The sequence below is a fragment of the Armatimonadia bacterium genome, assembly GCA_039679385.1.
GTDB lineage: Bacteria > Armatimonadota > Zipacnadia > Zipacnadales > JABUFB01 > JAJFTQ01.
Genome location: JBDKVB010000105.1, coordinates 17,192 through 34,538, shown reverse-complemented (window position 1 = coordinate 34,538; position 17,347 = coordinate 17,192). Strand labels below are relative to the sequence as shown.

Here is a 17,347-nt window from a genome sequence, read left to right as displayed (position 1 = left end):
GGCATCTCGTCCTCGGGATTGTCCCGGATCAGAAGCGAACCCTCGGAACCAATCAGACGACGCTCCTCACTCCAGCGGTCACCAGCAGCGGCGTAGGTGACCACCACGTTGCACAGGGCTCCACTCTGCATCTCCAGCGCCACCAGGCAGGTATCGTCGGCAGCGACCTCGGCTTCGCTATCCGGTTGGCTCAGCTTGCCGGTGGTTACCGTGACGGCGCTCGTCGGTCCGAAGAAGCGCTGGAGCAGGTACACCGCGTGATAGCCACTCTCAAGGAGGGTGGTGCCCGCTGCCTGCTGCCAGGAATCGCGCCAGTTGGGAAGGTCGGCGGCAAGCGGTCGCTGATCGCCGAGAACAGCGACCATGCCGAGCAGGGGACGACCGATCTCGCCTGCCGCAAGAGCCTCCTCTGCGCGTCGATGGGCGGGGAACCAGCGGTGGTTGAGGGCACAGTAGAGGTGGCGGCCGGTCTCGGCGGCCACCTGGATCATCTCGTCACAGTCCTGTACCGTCAGCGCCAGGGGTGTCTCGACGATGACGTGCTTCGCGGCCCGAAGAGCCGCGAGGGCCTGCTCGCAATGAAGCTCCGGCGGCGTGCACAGGTCGATGAGCTCCAGCGATTCGTCGGCCAAGAGCTCGGCGAGGTCAGCGCAACTGCGGCGGAGGATTCCGTACTCGGCGGCCAGCCGGTCACGAGCCTCCGCGCACGGGTCTGCCACCTGGACGGCCTCGACCTGCTGGTGACGGACGAAGGCCCGCAGGTGTGCTCGTGCGACGGCTCCGGCTCCCGCCAGCCCTACCTTGATGCTCACAGACAATCCCCTTTTCAGCGATGCACGTTTCGCAGACTCAGGCAAGCTCGAAGGTGGGTCTGATCTCGCCGACGCTCACGCCATGGCAGTTGGTGATCTTGGGGCGCACGAAGTCGGCCAGGGCCTCGCCCAGGTCGCGCTCCAGGCAACCCAGGGAAGCCAGAAGGTGCAAGACGACCGGCGGATGGCAGCGGCCACTGCCGTCCGAGGTGCGCACGGCAATCCCCAGTCCGCGCGTGGTGACGCCGAGGACGAAAAGGCCCTCAGCGCCTCCCTTGGCGACGATGCGACCCATCCCGGCCCCAAGCAGAAGGCTGTTGAAGCTCCCGCGACTGCTCACCATCACCGGATCGGCGGCCATGGCGGCGACGATTCGTGGTGCAGCCTGCTGGATCGGCTCCGGCATCTCGTCAGGCCACGCCAGCCGGGCAAAGGCCGTCGCCATGGCCTGCAGGCTCATGGCATGAGTCGGCGCACCACAGCCGTCGACACTGCAGGGGATGTCTGCCACGGGGACGCCGGACAGCAGCGAGAGGTTCTCGTAGATGCGCTTCTGCACCGGGTGGTCGAGGGCGAGGTAGCCGCCCGGGTCGGCTCCCCAGGCTACGGTCGAGGCCAGCATGCCGCTGTGCTTGCCGGAGCAGTTGTTGTGGACCGGAGAGGGACTTGCGTCGGCCTTGATGAGCCGGTTGCGCTCGGCCGTGTCACCCGGCCAGTGAGTGCCGCACTGCAGCGCGGTCTCATCGAGGCCGATCTTGGCGAGGATGCCGCGGACGGTCTCCACATGCTCTGCTGAGCCGCTGTGGGAGGCGCAGCACACGGACAACTCGCGGGCAGTGAAAGCGAAGCGATCCGCTGCCCCGCTCTGCACGACGCCAAGGGCCTGAATCGGCTTGGCGGAAGAGCGCCAGTAGACCCGGCGCGAGGGATCGCCGACGGAAGCCACGAGCTTGCCGGCGGCGTCGCAGACTGCAAGGTCACCGTAATGGATGCACTCGATCAAGTCACCGCGTGTCACATGGGCGAGGGCTTCGGGCATGGCTGAACCTGCCAATCCGGTAGACGTAGGTTGGACGAACTGGGGTGTCCCCTTCTCCGCGAAGGTGCGGGGTCCCTTCTCGGCCGACGAGAGGGTCGTAGACACTCAGCGGGGACAGGCCCTTGTGGGCGCTGTCCCCGTGAGCGTCAGGAGGCGGGAAGGTCAGGAAGAGTCTCGCGGACGTCAGGGAGTCTGGCCGGTTCCGCCCCGGCTTGCGGTTGCGGGCTTGGTCTCGGTCGCAGGCTTCGTCTCGGTTCTTGCGGCCGGTGTCGGCAGGGGAACCAGGTAGACCATGCCGCTGGCCTCGTCATACTGGAGAGAGATGCTCAGAGCTTCCGAGAGAGCCAGCATCGGAACCATCATCACTCCGCCGATCACGGCGGTGCCGGCTGTCATAGTGACGGGTTTATTGTCGACGTAGAGCGTGGTCCCCTCCAGGGGCAGGACCACCGTTCGCCCATCCTTGAGGACGGCGACGGCGCTGCGCCGGGTCTCGTCCCAGTAGGCGGTGACTCCGAGGGCAAGGAAGTAGTCGCGGGTCGGGACGTAGAGCAGGCCGTTCCAGGTGATCGCGGCGGGCTGCTCGGTGTTGGCCTGCGTGTTGGCGGCACCAGTGGTCGGCGTGGTAGCGGCAGTGCCTGCGCCCTGCGTCGCGGGCGGGTACCAGGCGCCATAGCCTGACTGGTCTGTCCCGTAGGGGGCGTAGTTGTTGTAGTTGTTGTAGCCCCGGTTCCAGCGCGGGTCGTTGGAAGGGTAGGAGTAGAAGTAGTTGTCGTACGTCTTGAAGGGGTATGAGCCGGAGGGCAAGGGCGGGTTGTACTCGAGGATCCCGCCGGGGCCGAAGAGCTGCTGTGGCGTGGCCTGCTGACCGGTGCCGGGCTTCACGGTGTGCATGAGGCTTCCGGGGCCCAGGCCAGGCACGTAGTCAGTGCCGCCGCGCCAGGTGAAGGAGCCGGGAGCGGGCTGTGTGCGAATGCCGATGGCACCGGCTCCGAGTTTGGGTATAGCACGGCTCGTGGAGCCGCCCTCATTGAAGAACTGGTACTGGCCAGTTTGGGGTGTCGCAGTAGTGCCGTCGGCCTGCGCAGCGGCCAGCGCCACGAGCAAAAGAAGCGATAGTGCAAGGACGGTCGGTGTCAGCCGTGTCATGCTTCCCACTCCCCTCCGCCCGTCTGATCTCAGGGTCTACCTGTAAGTATCCCCTGTCATCATATCAGACGAAACCCCACGGAAGCGGTTCGGCCCGGCCAGCGGTTACCCCCTTCGACGACGGCGGCCACGGGTGAAGACCAGGACTCCGAGGAACATGATGACGCCGACGAAGAGGGCGATATTGGCGGGCACCCGGCCGGGAATGGCACCCATGTCGGTCGCGTAATAGACAAGGCCTCCGCCGAAGGCGCAGAAGCCCAGGAGCGCGGAGAACCAGATGAAGATCCACTGGAAGACGGAGGCAATGCCCTCGAGGTCAAAGCCGCCTGTGTCACGGCGTCGGGTTGCATCGACGCCATCCTCCAGGCGCGTCTCGAAGTGCGTCGCAAGGTCGGTGAGGATGCGATCGAGCTCACCCTCAAGCTCGCCCTGGCGGATCATGCTGATGAAGAAGGGAGAGAAGACCTGCGGGTAGCGGCTGAAGGCCGTGGCCAGCGTACGGCCCATCTCCACATCCTCGCGCACGTGGTCGAGAATCTCGCGGAGCAGGGCACTGCCGGTCTGCTCACGCAGGGCCTCGAAGATGTCGATGATGTTGACCTGGGCGTGCATGAGGCTGGAGAACTGGCGGCAGAACTGGGCCATCTCCGCATTGCCGACGTCCATCTCTTCCGGGGGCATGGAACACCTCAGTGCTCGTGGAATCTGCCGGGACCGGTCGCAAGAAGGCGACCGGGTGAGGCCTCAGCGCAGCATCAAGCGTTCTCGCAGGGCTCGGAGGGCGATCTCGGTCTCACGATGACCGGGGTTGACCGCCAACTCAAGCTCCATCTCGGCCATGGCGTTCGCGTACTGGTTGCGCTTCAGGTGGATCACGGCGAGATTGTAGTGCACGCCGACCTGCCGCGGATCGATCTCCAGAGCCTGCAGGAGAGCCTGCTCGGCCTTGTCGAGGTGCCCCAGGGCGTTCTCAGCGGCAGCTCGATTGAGGTAGGCACGCGGCTCGCGGGGATTGAGCTCGTGGACCCGCTCGAAGGCCTGGATCGCCTTGGTATGCTGCCCCAGGCGGTGGTAGGCGAGGCCCAGATTGAGCAAGGCACCAAGGTTGTCGGGCGCGTCCTTGCACACAGCCGTCAGCAGGGCTACGGCCTCATCATAGCGCCCGGCGTTCAGAGCCTGCGTACCGGCACGGAACCTGGCGCGTGGTGTCTGTGGCGTGCTCCGTCGAAACAGGCGCATCTTGCACCAGCTCCCCGGGTGCCGTCGCTGGTCACGATCAGTGCCAGGGGGAAGTATAGCAAAGGTAGCCAAACAGGGCAAACGAGACAGAGGAGGAAGGGCGCGCGAGGGGGAGAATCTTACCAACCTGTTTCCATCCCGTTCTCCAGGTGGCTTACCCATGCGCATGCTCCTTCCCGTCGCTGCTTTGGCTCTCGGCCTTACCGCTGCCCACGCCCAGTCTGCTCCACCCAGCAATCTTCTGACCAATCCGCAGTTCGCCTTCCACCCCTTCGAGAACCACCGGCTGGGAGACAAGGTCAGCTTCAGCTCGCACAACGTCGCCTTCTGGAACACCGACGCCTGGGGCGACATCACGGTGACACGGCCCTCTCATGTTGACCCGGCGGTGCGCCCGGCCTACGGGAACCAGGGCCTCGTCTCGATTGCGCCCGGCAAGAAGCTGTGGCAGTTTGCGACCTTGCCGGAGGTGGGCCTCTCGCACGGCGACCATCTCAGCCTGGTCGTCGGCGGATACCAGCCTGCAGCCGGTACGCTTCGAGCCCGCGTGAAGGTGCTGAAGCTCGATAGCGAGGACGGCACCTGGTCGCCGGCCGACTTTGGCTTCGCCGACAAGCGGCCCTTCCCCCGGCACTCGCGGGGTGAGCTGGTGGTGGCGGCGAGTAAGGAAGCGCAGTCGGACCAGGTGGGCGCCGTGGAGCTGCGAGTCTCCGATGTGGAGGTCGTTGGCCGGTTCCACAACGAGAACGTGTCACACTCCGAGGACATCAACACCGTGGCGGTCCAGGTGGAGTTCGAGAACGCGGGAGCGGCGAACGTGTGGGTGTGGTCGCCGTGTCTGGTGAAGGGAACCGAGACGACGCTCTCGGTGCGCGAAGCGGCGGATCTGCCCGGTCGCCCGATGGGGCCGCAGTACCGGTATCTTCCGCGCACGATTCAGAAGCTGTGGAAAGGCGAGCCGATCCACATCCTGCTCATGGGGTCGAGCATCGACCGCGGCAGCGCGAACCCGAAGATGTACCCCTATGACGAGGACCCAGCCTCGCCGACCTTCAAGCAGCCGCTGGCCGAGGGCAACTTCGACGGCTCGAAGGTGGGGCGTCCCGATCTGGACGGGTACATCGGCTGGTGGCAGCACTATCACGACTACGCAGGCCGCCTGCGGCTGGAGCTAATGCGCAAGTTCAACCTGCCGGTGAGCAAGATCTGTCTCAACTTCATGGCCTGCGACGGCTCCTGTGTGGGTGAGGCGCACTCGGGGCTGGCGGAGTACTGCTCGCTGTCGCTGCCACCGGGTGAGGACGCGAACGGCCACCCGACCGGCAAGACCTGGCAAGAGCTGTACCCGGAGCTGTTCACTCGGCCGGAAGGACCGAGGCCGGACCTGGTGATCTTCGGCAGCGGCGCAAATGAGAAGACCGACACCCCCGACGAGGCGGCGGTCTTCGAGGGCATGATCCGGTGGATCCAGCGCCACTACCCCGGGACCGAGTTCCTGTTCTGCCAGTTCCAGAACTCCGGGAGCTACACGCCTAACGTGGGCGACCTGGCGGCCCTGGCACTGCGGTATCAGATTCCGGTGATGGACTACGACGTCATCGAAGACGGGCTGATGCGTTGGTGCAGCCGGAATGCACTGGTGCCCTCGGACGGACACCCGCAGGCGGCGGCGCACTACATGTGGTTCAAGCAACTGGAGAAGGCCTTCGAGTGCTGGGACCCAATCGAGGCAGGCCAGGCGCAGCTTCAGCTTCCCGAGCGCATGCATCCGAACAGCTATGGCTGGGAAGGTGAGATGCTGACCTTCGACGACAAGAGCCCGCGGCTGAAGAACAACAGGTTCATCTTTGAGGACACGGTGATGAACTGCTGGGGCTCGGCACAGGAAGGGCCGACCAAGGTCTACGTGGACGGCAAGGAGGTGCCCTCTCGCGGTCTCAACATGGGCCGGAACCTCCGCAACTCTGTGCAGCGGGTGGGGAATTGCCGGCTCGGTGACCGCCACATCCTGGAGTTCGCCGGGACGGGCGCTCACCTCAGTGCGGTCGATGCGAAGGTGTGTCCGGGGCGCCAGTCTATCCCGGTCAGCAACCCTCGCTGGGACCTGGCAGGCACGAAGGTTGAGCCCTTCGCTTCGGACTGGGGCTCCCCCTACGGATCGCAGCAGGCGGTCCTGCAGCCGGGTCAGGCCTTCACGGTGAACTCGCTGTGCACCGATCTGTCGGTGGCCTATGTGGATGCTGCCGAGGGTGGAACGCTGCGGGTGCTGGTGGATGGTGTGGAGAGGCTGGTGCAGGCGACCAACGTGCCCTTCGTCGACCTCGACCAGAAACAGAACTTCCTTGAGAATCGCAAGGGCATCCTGGGGCTTGGCTTCGGCTGGCACACGGTCCGGCTTGAGGCGACGGATCGTCCTGTGGCAATCCTGGGCGTGTACGCCTACGACGCTCGCAGCAACGCGAACCAGGAGCGCCGGCTGGTCGGCGAGGCCTTCCCCGGCGAGACGATCAGCTTCACCGCGCCCTACCGAAACCGTCCCTGGGTGTCCTGCTCGGGCGGCCTGACGGTGAGTCCGGAGCAGGTAACGGCAGGTCAGGTGACCTTTGGCGGAACCGGTCGGGGCACTTACGAGGTAGTGGGCGAATAGTCGCAGCGGGACCGAAGGCAGAACGCGAAAGGCGGCACGGGTGCGCAAGGCACTTCGTGCCGCCTCTGATTCCGGCGATAGGTTGTGGGCAACTGCGGCCTTAGGAGCCGGCCTCGGCGATTGCCTCGGCGAGGTCGATGGTGCCGCTGTAGAGGGCGCGACCGACGATGGCGCCGACGACGCCCAGGGGCTCCAGGGCCTTGAGGACACGAAGGTCATTGAGGGTAGTTACGCCGCCGGAGGCGATGATGTCCACGGACACGGCCTCGGCCAGGGCGCGAGTGCTCTCGACATTGGGACCGGCCAGCATGCCGTCGGTGGCGATGTCGGTGAAGATGATCCGGCGGACGCCCAGTTCCTCCATCTTGCGAGCGAGGTCGAGAGCCGAGACGTCGCTGGTTTCCGTCCATCCCTGGACCGCCACGCGGCCGTCGCGGGCGTCGATGCCAACGGTGATGCGGTCGCCGAACTCCTTGAGGCAGCGCTTCAGTTCCTGGGGCTTCGAGAGCGCGCTGGTGCCCATGATGGCCCACTTCACACCCAGATCAAGCACGCGAGCGACGTCGTCGCGGGTCCGCAGGCCTCCACCAAGCTCAACGGGGATCCTGATGGCCTTGAGGATGCGTTCGACGGCCTCCAGGTTCGCCGAGCGACCGACCATGGCACCGTCGAGGTCGACGAGGTGCAGCACCTGAGCACCGGCGTCGGCCCAGCGAACCGCCATCTGCGCGGGGTCATCGGAGAAGACGGTCTTCTGGTTCATGTCGCCTTGCTTGAGGCGAACGCACTTACCGTCCGACAGGTCAATGGCGGGCAGGATGAGCATGGACTGGCTCCCGGAAGTGTGATTGCTGGAGACGGGCCTACCCCTCAACGAAGGCGGCGAAGTTGCTCAGGATCTTCAACCCCACCGCCTGGCTCTTCTCGGGGTGGAACTGCGAGGCGAAGATGTTGTCCTTCCAGATCGCGCTCACGAACTCGTAGCCGTAGTCAGTGGTGGTGGCTGCGATGGAGGGGTCCTCGGGGACCACGTAGTAGGAGTGGACGAAGTAGACCCAGGACTTGTCGGGCACGTCCTTGAGATGCGGTGCGGGCAGCTTGAGGTCGATTTGGTTCCAGCCGATCTGCGGGATCTTGAGGTCGTGAGTGAAGCGGACGACCTTGCCGGGGATGATGCCCAGACCGGGGAGCTTGCCTTCCTCGCTGGAGTCGAAGAGCATCTGCAGGCCCAGGCAGATTCCGAGGAAGGGAGTGCCTGCAGCGACGGCCTTCTTGACGGCGGCGGCGAGGCCCCGGTCGGTGAGGTTCGTGATGCAGTCGTCGAAGGCGCCGACGCCGGGCAAGACGACACCGTCTGCGCCGACGACAACGTCGGGGTCATCGGTGATTCGCGCCTCGCAGCCTACCCTCGCCAGGGCCTTGGAGACGCTGCCGAGGTTGCCCATCCCGTAGTCAATCAGTGCGATCATGGTTTCATCCGTAAGTGAACCGGGGCGCTGCCGAGGTCCCGGTGATGGCCTGCAGTGCACAGACTCGCGCTGCTTCGCGTCGCAGTAGCGTGTCGGCACATTATAGACGGGGCGCCAAGTGTCGGCAAGGCAGGCGACTGCGGAGGGAGGAGTAAGCCACGGGGCGTCAGTCCCCCGTCTTGACGAACTCCATAGTCACGGTCTGAGGCAGGGCGACGCCGGCGGAGACCTGCATCGCCTTGAACAGCCCGGGCGGGACTACGCAGCCGCCACAGCAGCAGCCCTTGAGGCAGGTGCGGGCAGCCTGGTAGAAGTCGCCCTCATAGCCCCCGCCAAGCTGGGCATAGCAGTCGATCACCGGCGGCAGGGCAGCGGACAGGCACTGCATGTTCGGGCAGTCAGTCTGGATATCGAGGGTCACGTTCTGGCCGTCCTCGCAGGAGGCCGTGACCGTGGTTACGAAGCCGCAGACGCCGGCGTGGATTGTGCCTTTGACGGTGGACATGGGTAAGGCTCCGAGTTCGCGTGCTCAGGCAGGGCCGAGCACGAGGTGAAGGTGTGGTGTGAACCCGTCGGGCAGGTCGCTAAGGGTTGGCAGGACGCTTGCTGCGCTGAAGGGTGACGGTCTGGTGCGCCGAGTCGTAGGTGATCTGAGCTTGACCACGCCGGGCCGCTCGTGCTACTGCGGCAGCATTCCCAGTTCTCGCAGCTTCGCGAGGATTTCGTCTTTCTCGAACACACCCGTGTGCCGGAAGAGCTCCTTGCCGGAAGCATCGAGGAAGACCTGAACCGGGATGGTCTGGATGGCGTACTTGTCGATAGCCTCTGGATGCTCGCCGACGTTGATGAACTCGACGGTGACCTTGCCCTTGAGCTCCGTTCTGAGGCTATCGATGATCGGGGCCATATGCTCGCAGGGGATGCAGCCCGTTGATCCGAGCTCGATCAGCCTGGGAAGGCCCTCGGTCGAAACATCGGCGGCAGTGTTCTCCGCCTCCGGAACCGTGCTACTCTCGGGCACTGCAGAGGGCACGGAGGAGGTCTCGCCGGCTGTCGGCGTCACCGGCGTGCCTGCATGGGACTTGTAGGCCTTGGCGGCGATGACGCCCGCCAGAAGTGCTATCACAAGGATCAGCAGAACCCAGTTATTGTTGACCACGGCGGATCTTGGCTCCTGTTGGAGGGTGCGAGGACGGCTCATGGGCACCCGCTAGGCGTAGTCGTCGGTTACGGAGCGGACGGTCTCGACCCAGCGGCGGAGACGGCTGGTGTCATGCTCGACGGTCTGCACGTCTTTGAGCGTGATATCGACGTGGCAACCCTTCGAGGCCTCCATCGCGTCGCGGACGACCTTGCGGACATGCTCGGGGTCGAAGCCACAGCAGATCATCTCGGAGGGATTCGGGCGCCAGGAGAAGACGTAGTCCTCGCCGATCTGCTCGGCAGACCGGCGTACGTCGGCCCGAGGAGTCACACCAATGCGCCGGAGGTTGGGGATCTGCCGCAGCATGTCGATCTTCTCGGTGAGGTCCTCGCAGCAGCCGTAGGCCGAGAGGCCGAACCTGGACATGAGGCTGATCTGGTACTGCAGGAGGAACTCGTCGTGCATCCTGGGCGAGACGAGAGTGAACTCCTGGGCCGAGAAGAAGACCCAGAGGTCCTCGCGCTTGCAGGGCGTGTTGGCCTTCGGGCCCTGAAGCTCCTTCGCATAGCACATAGCCTGATTGTTGTGGTTGCACAGGCTCCAGTCGCCGGCGGCCTCGGCCTCGTCCTGCACCCGCAGAATTCCGTCGCGCATCCAGCCCACGAGTTTGTGCAGGCCCTCGGGGTCGTCATACATGTCGAGCATGAAGGTGTCGATGCCGCGGATATAGCCCAGGTCGGTGGAGATGTCTGCATTCCAGCCCGACCAGAGAGGGGCACGGTCGACGCTGACCTCAAGCAGGTCGCCCACTGCATCCTGGAGTCTGGCGACGTTGCGGGCAGTGGCCTCCTCGTTGACCTCGTGCCGGGGAGCGGCCAGCATGGACAGGTCGCGCAGGTTGTGCAGCGGCGGATCGTTCTTCCAGGAGCCGCCCGGGACATCGCCACGGATACGCCCATAGGGAACGCCCCAGTGGCTGTGAGGAGGCGAGTAGAGGCTCGCGCGCTGAGTGATGAAGGGCTCGAAGATCTGGTCGTCGCCGATCGAGTCCTGGAAGAGGCGCTGTCGCAGCCAGGTCTCATGAGCGCGGTAGAAGGGGTCTTCACACTCGGTCTTGGACTCGGCGGCCTCATACCAGGTGGCGAGCCAGTTGCACAGCACCAGAGGACGGGTGCGCTCAAGGCTGTTGTGACGTCGCCACAGGTCACGCCGCTCGTCGTTGACGAGCTGGTTGCAGATGTCGACGTAGCGGGCGGCGAGGTCGTGCAGGATCGTGATGTCCCTGGACATGAGGGCCTCCGAGGCTCTGTAGGGGTATGGTCGGGTATTCCCTGCGTCGGTCGCGTAACCTTCTTGGCCACACGGGCAGGTCTGAGGGGCATGGATGGGGAATCGTGTGACACCTCAAAAGACTTCAGGAGGCGTAGACAATGGCCGGACTCAAGATAGCAGTCATGCTCGGCAACCTGCGAATGGAACGATACGAAGCCATGAAGAAGGTTGTGGAGCTTGGTGTACCGGGTATCCACATCACGGCAGGCGGCCCCTGGGACGCCCGCACGATGGACGCAGCGGCTCGGAAGGAACTCGTCGCACACGTGAAGGGCCTCGGGCTGGAGGTCTCGGCGATCTCCTGCTGGGGCGGCGAAGTGGACCTGACGGTAGACAAGGACTGGCAGGAAAACGTCGAATGGGGCAAGAAGAACCTCGAGCTCGCGGCCGATCTGGGCTGCGGGATCTGGCAGGGCCACTGCGGCGTCATGCCGGAAGACGCAAAGGAGCCGGGCTGGGCTCGCGTCGTCGACGGCATGGGTCAGATTGCTGAGCGCGGTGAGCAGGTCGGCGCCTGCCTGGCAATCGAGACCGGACCGGAGCCTCCCTATGTGCTGCGGCGTGTCATCACCGAGGTCGGCAGCAAGGCGATTCGCGTGAACTGGGACCCGGCGAACATGATCCTGTGGGGAGCGCGTGCCTGCCAACTGGCCGGCGAGACCTACCAGCGCGAGAAGTGGATCGAGCGGTACCAGCCCAACGAGGGCGCCCGTGCCCTAGCAGACGTGATCGTGCATACCCATGCCAAGGACGCGCTGGTGCATGAGGACGGCAAGCGCCAGGAGGTTCCGCTCGGAACCGGTTGGGTAGACTGGCCTCGGTATGTGGGATACCTGCGCGAGGCCGGGTACGACGGGTACTTCGCCATCGAGCGCGAGACCGGTGAGGACCCGGTAGGTGACATCCAGAAGGCCGTCGACTTCCTGCGGACTTTGTAGCCTACGGGACGCAGAAGGATACGCTGTCAGGTGGGCCGGGCGCTTCCGTGGGAGATCTGCGGGCCTTGCGTCCGGCCTGCTGCCTTTTCGATTGTGGATGCCGTGAACGGGGTCCGCTGAGGAGATGAGGAGTATGACGAGGTTTGTGCGGTTGTTGGTCGCCTGCATCCTGTTAGGGACGGTTGGGGTGTCGCTGGCCTATGCCGGCGGTCCGGTCATTCCGCGCCAGACGGTCAAGGGAACGGTGCTGATCGTCTCAAACCTGGAGCGGAGCAGCTATGAGAACTGGCTCACCAAGGTGAAGCCCAAGTACGTCTTGTGGGTCAGCCCTGACACGGACCGCGCGAGTCTCACGCTGCCGCCCGGATACGTGCCGCTGGTGCTGTTCCTGATCAAGTCGGACCCGAAGGGCGTTGCGCTCCACCCGAGCTGGCAGGCCGAGTTCCCGGTCTCCCCCGAGGTACTCTCAGAGACGGAGATGATGATTGCGTCGAAGTCGGTACCCGGGGAGAAGCCCGCGCTGTACAGCATCAAGATGCTCATCACTGCGCCGACGAAGAAGCTGGTGGATGCGCTGCTCACCGAGGCCACGGCGTTGGACCAGTTCCCGCTGGCCAAACCCATTACGCATCCCGTGGCCGATCTGCGCCGCATCCGCGCGATCGCGTGCCTGCCCTCGCTGGCCGAGCGTGCCTTCGCGGGTGTAGGCAACGCCGCAGAATCGGCGCTCTACCGCGGTCTGGTGGAACTGCGGGCCTTCGAGGTGGTGGGACGGGAGGCGATGTCGGCATCGACTCCGTCGAGTGTCACGACGCTCAAGCAGATCCAGGAGCTGGCCCGGGAGCTGAAGGTGCAGGCCCTGGCCTTCGCAACGATCACGGATGCTTCGACCAAGTGCAGGGAGCATACCGAGTTCAAGAAGAGCAACCGCACGATGACCTCCCAGGAGGCCCAGCAACGGCTCGACGACTACCGAGCAGACCAGGCCGGGAAGGGGCGAACCGTGAGCAAGAAGGTCGCCGACCCGGATCTGGTGTGGGCTGCGCCGTACCAGGTGCGGAACTACACGACCTCGATGGCCGGCGAGATAACCCTTGTGGATGCCACGAAGGGCGAGCGTCTGATCAGCTACAAGATCGAGGGGAGCCAGGAGTCGGAGGAGGAGGACGAGGTCAGGGGCTTCGACTACCGCTGGTACAAGATCGACCGGATAGACAACTACGACGCCGAGGAAGATGAGTACGAGGTACGCCTGCGTGCGACTGAGGCGATGGACATCGCTCGCCGGGAGACCACCGAGTTCTGCGACGTCCTGGCGATGCGGGCGATGCTTCCGGTACCTGGTGAAGAGCTCATCGCTGCGGCGAACCCGCCGGAGGAGGTCACTGCCACCACCGCCAAGATCCTGGTGGCCGACGGACAGGTGGCCTACATCGCCTTCGGCAAGGAGCAGGGAGCCCGGCTGGGAGACACCTTCAGCGTATGGCTGAGCCGGGAGCTGCGGGACCCGGACACCGGCAAGCTGATCGAGACGATCCGGACGCGGGTCGCCCGGCTCAAGGTGGCGGAGGTGTTCGACAAGTCGAGCCGATGTGATATCATCGAGCAGACGCCCGAGGCGAACCTCCAGGTCGGACAGATCGTCGTGCTGGACTGAAGGCGGTTAGGTGAAGTGTCGGCGGCCGGCTGTCCTGAAGGGTAGCCGGTCGCTGTGGTTTCGGGCGTGACTTCCTGGGACAGCAGGTGTAGCGGATGCTTGTACTGGTCGTCAACTGTGGGTCTTCCTCCCTCAAGTACCAACTCCTCGACATGCCCCGCGGCGAGGCCGTCGCAAAGGGCCAGGTGGAGCGGATCGGTCATCAGGACGCTCTGCTGACGCACGAGGCCGAGGACGACGACGAGACCGTGGTGGAGATGGAGGTGACCTCGCACGCCAGGGCAGTCGACTTGATGCTGCGGATGCTGGTGCTGCCTGAGGGCGGTCCGCTGGAGTCCCTGGCGCAGGTCGATGCAGTGGGTCACCGGGTGCTGCACGCCGGTGACCGCTACTCGGGATCGGTTCTCGCGACGCCGGAGGTGCTGGCGGCGATCGAGGAGTTCGCTGAGCTGGCGCCCCTGCACAACCCGCACAACCTCGCGGGAATTCAGGCCTGCCAGGCGGCCATGCCCCACTGCCCTCACGTATGCGTCTTCGACAACGCCCTGCACCATACCCTCGCGCCTGAGGTCTACACCTACGCGCTTCCCTATGAGCTGAGCCGGAAGCTCCGGATTCGCAAGTATGGGTTCCACGGTCTGGCCTTCCGGTCGGCCTTCGAGCGTGCCGGGCTGCTGCTGGGCCAGCCGGTCGAGGAACTCAAGGTCGTGACGCTCATGATGGGGAGCGGCAACACGGCCAATGCGTATGACCATGGGCGGTCGGTGGAGGTGAGCACGGGCTTCACGCCCCAGGAAGGTCTCGTGCAAAGCACTCGTGCCGGTGACCTCGACGCCGCGGTGATCCCCTTTCTGATGAGCAAGGAGGGCTACACGCCCGAGGAGATGACCGAAGTGCTGAACAAGCGGAGCGGATGGCTGGGGATCAGCGGCCTGAGCGCCGACCTGCGCGAGGTGATTGCTGCGGCAGAGGAGGGTCATGGCCAGGCGCGGCTGGCCCTGGCGGCTCATGCGCATCGGGCGCGGAAGTATGTGGGTGCCTACGCGGCGGCCATGGGCGGCGTCGATGTGCTGATCTTCGCAGGAAGCATCGGCGAGAAGGCGCCGCAGGTCCGCGAGGCCATCTGCGGCGACCTGGAGTTCATGGGCCTGGAGCTTGACCAGGACAAGAACATGCAGTCCGAGGGCGAGGCGATTCTGTCGACCTCCTCAAGCCGGGGACAGATCGCGGTGGTGACGGTGAATGAGGAACTGGTGATCGCCCGCGATACTCTGGCGGTTGTGCAAGGTGAACCGGTGTGACCCTTCCGGCCGACCTGGGCGAAGCTGCGCCGGTCTCTCGCGCCATGCCCTGGTGGCTGCGTCGTCCGAGGCTGGCGAACCGACTGGGAGCGCTGGCCCTGCTGGTCGTGACAGCGTCGATGCCGGCGTTGTCCTTTGTTCTGGTACCGAGCGCACAGGGAGAGCCTGCTGCCTTCCGGCTCCTGGGGCCGCCGTGCCTTTTTCGCCTGCTGACCGGACTGCCGTGTCCGCTGTGCGGGATGACGAGGGCCTTTGTCGCGATGGCGCAAGGGCACGTGGCACAGGCCTTTGAGGCCCATGTGCTGGGGCCGGCTGCCTATACAGTGACCTGGGTAGTGGCGTTGTGGGCGCTGGAATGCTGCGTGACGGGCCGACGCCCGATCCCCGAACTGACAGGTCTTGTGCGGATGACCCAGATCGCGTTTCTGGTGCTCCTCGGCGGCTGGGCGGTCAATCTTCTTCGCGTTCTCCTTTAGGTCACCCTCGGCGTACACAATCCACCCAGACTGCTCACCAAACCGTAAATATTCCGTCCTGCCCGCAGGAAGTGCCCTTCTCCCGTTGAAGTTCGGGAGTAGACTTGCCGTACCAAACGGCTTGCGGAGGTGGATGGAATGGGTGGACGGTGGACGGTTCTGGTTGTCCTGGTAGCCGTCGCGATCTGTGTTTCGGCATGTGCGCAGCCCGGGCCGATAACCCGGCCGACGGTGCCGACGGTGAAGCCAGGGATGGCCCTGGTGAGCCCCACGCAACGCGTCATTGTGCCCTTCACGCTGGGGCCAAGGGTGACGACCTTCAGCTATCAGTTCAAACCCGTGAAGGATGGCGATCACACAGCCGGTGCTAACTGGGGCTCGACGATACCTCTCCGGCTTGAGGTGTCGTCGGCGGGCATGCGTCCTGCCTCGAAGATGGGGCCGCCACCGCTGACGGTGGAGTTCAAGGCTACCCGGGGGCAAGTCTACAACATCACGATCACCGCAACGGCCGGCCTCACGGGGGAGCTCAAGGGTGAGATGGCGGTGTTCCTGGGTACCGGCGATCGGGTCAGCAAGCGTCCGCTGAACCCGGCGATACCCCAGGACCCCTCCTCGATGGGGTCGGGCGGCAGGGATGGTCTGACACCGATTCTGGCGCAACTGGCACGAAGGAACCTCGGCGGAGCAACGGACACGAATGAGCTTGACCAGGTCTTCGCCGCAGCTCTTGCCAGGCACCCCGGAGTCTCGCGTGCGACGCTGCAGAAGTTCGTGGGCGATTTCGGCGCGATCCCCCCGGCACAGAAGCAGGCGCGCTTCAGTTCTTTGCAGGCGCCACCGATGGGAGCGGTCACGAAGGCCGATGCCAGACAGGCCCTGATCGCGGCCAAGCCCACGTCGGCGATGAAGGTCGTGGGTATGCAGCCGCTGATCGTGGTGGCTCCGTACCCTCACATCGACCACGTGGAGCCGACCGCTCCGGCAGGAGGCTATGCGAAGGGCCAGAGCCTGGTGCTGGCCGGGATCGGCTTCTCGGGCGTGGCTGCCGAGAACCATGTCGAGATCTACCCGGCGAGCGGCGGCGCGACCACGCCGACGTACCGCATCACCTCGACCATCGCAGGCGCGGGACGCCTGGCCTTCAATCTTCCGGCCACTATCACGCCCGGGTACTGGCATGTGCAGGTAGTGGTGAAGGATGCTCCTTCGAACCAGGTTTCCGTGCGAGTCGCGGAGCCGCCGAAGCCGCAGCCTGTGATCGACAGTATCACACCCTCCGGGCAGGAGCCGTCGCAATGGGTGTACCTCAATGGCCACAACTTCCAGCCCGGCAAGACTCACTACATCAGGATGACGCTGCTGGATCTCGCCGATCCGCATGACTATTGGACAACGGCAACCGTGGAGAGCGAGACGCAACTGCGGCTGCAGATTCCGGTGCGTCTTGTGCCGGGGCAGTACGGCATCCAGGTGCAGATCTACAACACCCCCAACAGCGACTCGAGGATCTACGAGGTTGGGATACCACACTATCGGATCGTCTTCACCAAGATGCGCTGCGACGATGAGTCGAACCCAGAATGGTGGGGCCATGACGAGATCGTCACCTTCTGGGCGGTCGTCGCGGACGGCTATGTGTGGAAGAAGAACACGGACGAGTACGGCGGCTTCGACGATGGTGACGAGAAGAACTACAAGGCCAGTGACCAGAGCGTCTTCAAGCCGGACGGCAACTGGGGAGACGTGAAGTACGGCCTTGCGCTGACCACGCGACTGTATGAATGGGATGCCGGAGACGTGGACGCCGTGCAGTCCTTCATCGGCTTCGTGGGCGATGTTGCCGGAGCGATCGTGGGAGCGATCTGGGGCAGCGCCGCCGGCAGCATTGTCGAGGCGGTGCTGGACTTCCTCTCGGACGCGATCGACTACATCGCCTCCTGGTTTGGCGGCGACCCCGACTTCCTGGGCGAGAGGCGCGAGTACTGGAGCAACGCCACCTTGCAGTCGATGCTGGGGCCGAACTCTAGCATGAACCGGACGATCGTCTTCTCCAACAACGGCGACACGGGGAGCTATCGGCTGTACTACACCCTGTATCGTGAGTAGAGTCCCCTCAGGCCGTCACCGAGGTATTGCCC

The 17,347-nt window shown here is 64.8% G+C and carries 16 protein-coding genes; 6 read left to right on the top strand and 10 right to left on the bottom strand.

What is annotated here, in order from left to right:
* The 5 genes from ABFE16_12660 to ABFE16_12640 all read right to left on the bottom strand — a co-directional run.
* The coding region (locus tag ABFE16_12660) for a Gfo/Idh/MocA family oxidoreductase (protein ID MEN6346142.1) at window positions 1-812 on the bottom strand (812 nt) is incomplete at its 3' end.
* 37 nt (window positions 813-849) lie between these two features.
* Entirely contained in the window at window positions 850-1,851 is a 1,002-nt protein-coding gene (locus ABFE16_12655; GenBank protein MEN6346141.1) for an asparaginase, read from the bottom strand.
* A 183-nt stretch (window positions 1,852-2,034) separates the two neighbouring features.
* Window positions 2,035-3,000, bottom strand: coding sequence for a copper amine oxidase N-terminal domain-containing protein (locus tag ABFE16_12650; GenBank protein ID MEN6346140.1), 966 nt, complete (start codon window positions 2,998-3,000; stop codon window positions 2,035-2,037).
* 105 nt (window positions 3,001-3,105) lie between these two features.
* A complete protein-coding gene (locus tag ABFE16_12645) occupies window positions 3,106-3,684 on the bottom strand; it encodes a type II secretion system F family protein (protein ID MEN6346139.1) in 579 nt (192 codons plus the stop codon).
* A 63-nt stretch (window positions 3,685-3,747) separates the two neighbouring features.
* Window positions 3,748-4,242, bottom strand: coding sequence for a tetratricopeptide repeat protein (locus ABFE16_12640; GenBank protein MEN6346138.1), 495 nt, complete (start codon window positions 4,240-4,242; stop codon window positions 3,748-3,750).
* Window positions 4,243-4,402: 160 nt separating this feature from the next.
* On the opposite strand from ABFE16_12640, the gene ABFE16_12635 reads away from it, so the two are divergent.
* The gene (locus tag ABFE16_12635; protein MEN6346137.1) at window positions 4,403-6,889 is read left to right on the top strand and encodes an SGNH/GDSL hydrolase family protein; all 2,487 of its coding nucleotides are present in this window, start codon (window positions 4,403-4,405) and stop codon (window positions 6,887-6,889) included.
* A 100-nt stretch (window positions 6,890-6,989) separates the two neighbouring features.
* Here ABFE16_12635 and hisA read toward each other — a convergent pair whose 3' ends face one another.
* The 5 genes from hisA to ABFE16_12610 all read right to left on the bottom strand — a co-directional run bounded on the left by hisA (window position 6,990) and on the right by ABFE16_12610 (window position 10,792).
* Window positions 6,990-7,715 (bottom strand): 1-(5-phosphoribosyl)-5-[(5-phosphoribosylamino)methylideneamino]imidazole-4-carboxamide isomerase, encoded by a 726-nt coding sequence (hisA, locus tag ABFE16_12630; protein MEN6346136.1) that lies wholly within the window; start codon window positions 7,713-7,715, stop codon window positions 6,990-6,992.
* A 37-nt stretch (window positions 7,716-7,752) separates the two neighbouring features.
* The gene (gene hisH / locus ABFE16_12625) at window positions 7,753-8,358 is read right to left on the bottom strand and encodes an imidazole glycerol phosphate synthase subunit HisH (protein MEN6346135.1); all 606 of its coding nucleotides are present in this window, start codon (window positions 8,356-8,358) and stop codon (window positions 7,753-7,755) included.
* A gap of 166 nt (window positions 8,359-8,524) precedes the next feature.
* The gene (locus ABFE16_12620; GenBank protein MEN6346134.1) at window positions 8,525-8,863 is read right to left on the bottom strand and encodes a hypothetical protein; all 339 of its coding nucleotides are present in this window, start codon (window positions 8,861-8,863) and stop codon (window positions 8,525-8,527) included.
* 174 nt (window positions 8,864-9,037) lie between these two features.
* A complete protein-coding gene (locus ABFE16_12615) occupies window positions 9,038-9,517 on the bottom strand; it encodes a thioredoxin family protein (GenBank protein MEN6346133.1) in 480 nt (159 codons plus the stop codon).
* A 51-nt stretch (window positions 9,518-9,568) separates the two neighbouring features.
* Window positions 9,569-10,792, bottom strand: coding sequence for a hypothetical protein (locus ABFE16_12610; GenBank protein MEN6346132.1), 1,224 nt, complete (start codon window positions 10,790-10,792; stop codon window positions 9,569-9,571).
* Between the two features lie 140 nt (window positions 10,793-10,932).
* On the opposite strand from ABFE16_12610, the gene ABFE16_12605 reads away from it, so the two are divergent.
* The 5 genes from ABFE16_12605 to ABFE16_12585 all read left to right on the top strand — a co-directional run bounded on the left by ABFE16_12605 (window position 10,933) and on the right by ABFE16_12585 (window position 17,315).
* On the top strand, window positions 10,933-11,772 hold the full coding sequence (locus tag ABFE16_12605) for a sugar phosphate isomerase/epimerase family protein (GenBank protein MEN6346131.1): 840 nt from the start codon (window positions 10,933-10,935) through the stop codon (window positions 11,770-11,772).
* 133 nt (window positions 11,773-11,905) lie between these two features.
* Complete coding sequence (locus ABFE16_12600) at window positions 11,906-13,429, top strand: FlgT C-terminal domain-containing protein (protein ID MEN6346130.1); 1,524 nt, start codon at window positions 11,906-11,908, stop codon at window positions 13,427-13,429.
* Between the two features lie 95 nt (window positions 13,430-13,524).
* Entirely contained in the window at window positions 13,525-14,730 is a 1,206-nt protein-coding gene (locus ABFE16_12595; GenBank protein ID MEN6346129.1) for an acetate/propionate family kinase, read from the top strand.
* Window positions 14,727-15,206, top strand: coding sequence for a DUF2752 domain-containing protein (locus ABFE16_12590; protein ID MEN6346128.1), 480 nt, complete (start codon window positions 14,727-14,729; stop codon window positions 15,204-15,206). The genes ABFE16_12595 and ABFE16_12590 overlap by 4 nt, the downstream gene beginning before the upstream one ends.
* A 138-nt stretch (window positions 15,207-15,344) precedes the next feature.
* Complete coding sequence (locus ABFE16_12585; protein ID MEN6346127.1) at window positions 15,345-17,315, top strand: hypothetical protein; 1,971 nt, start codon at window positions 15,345-15,347, stop codon at window positions 17,313-17,315.
* Window positions 17,316-17,347: the final 32 nt, after the last annotated feature.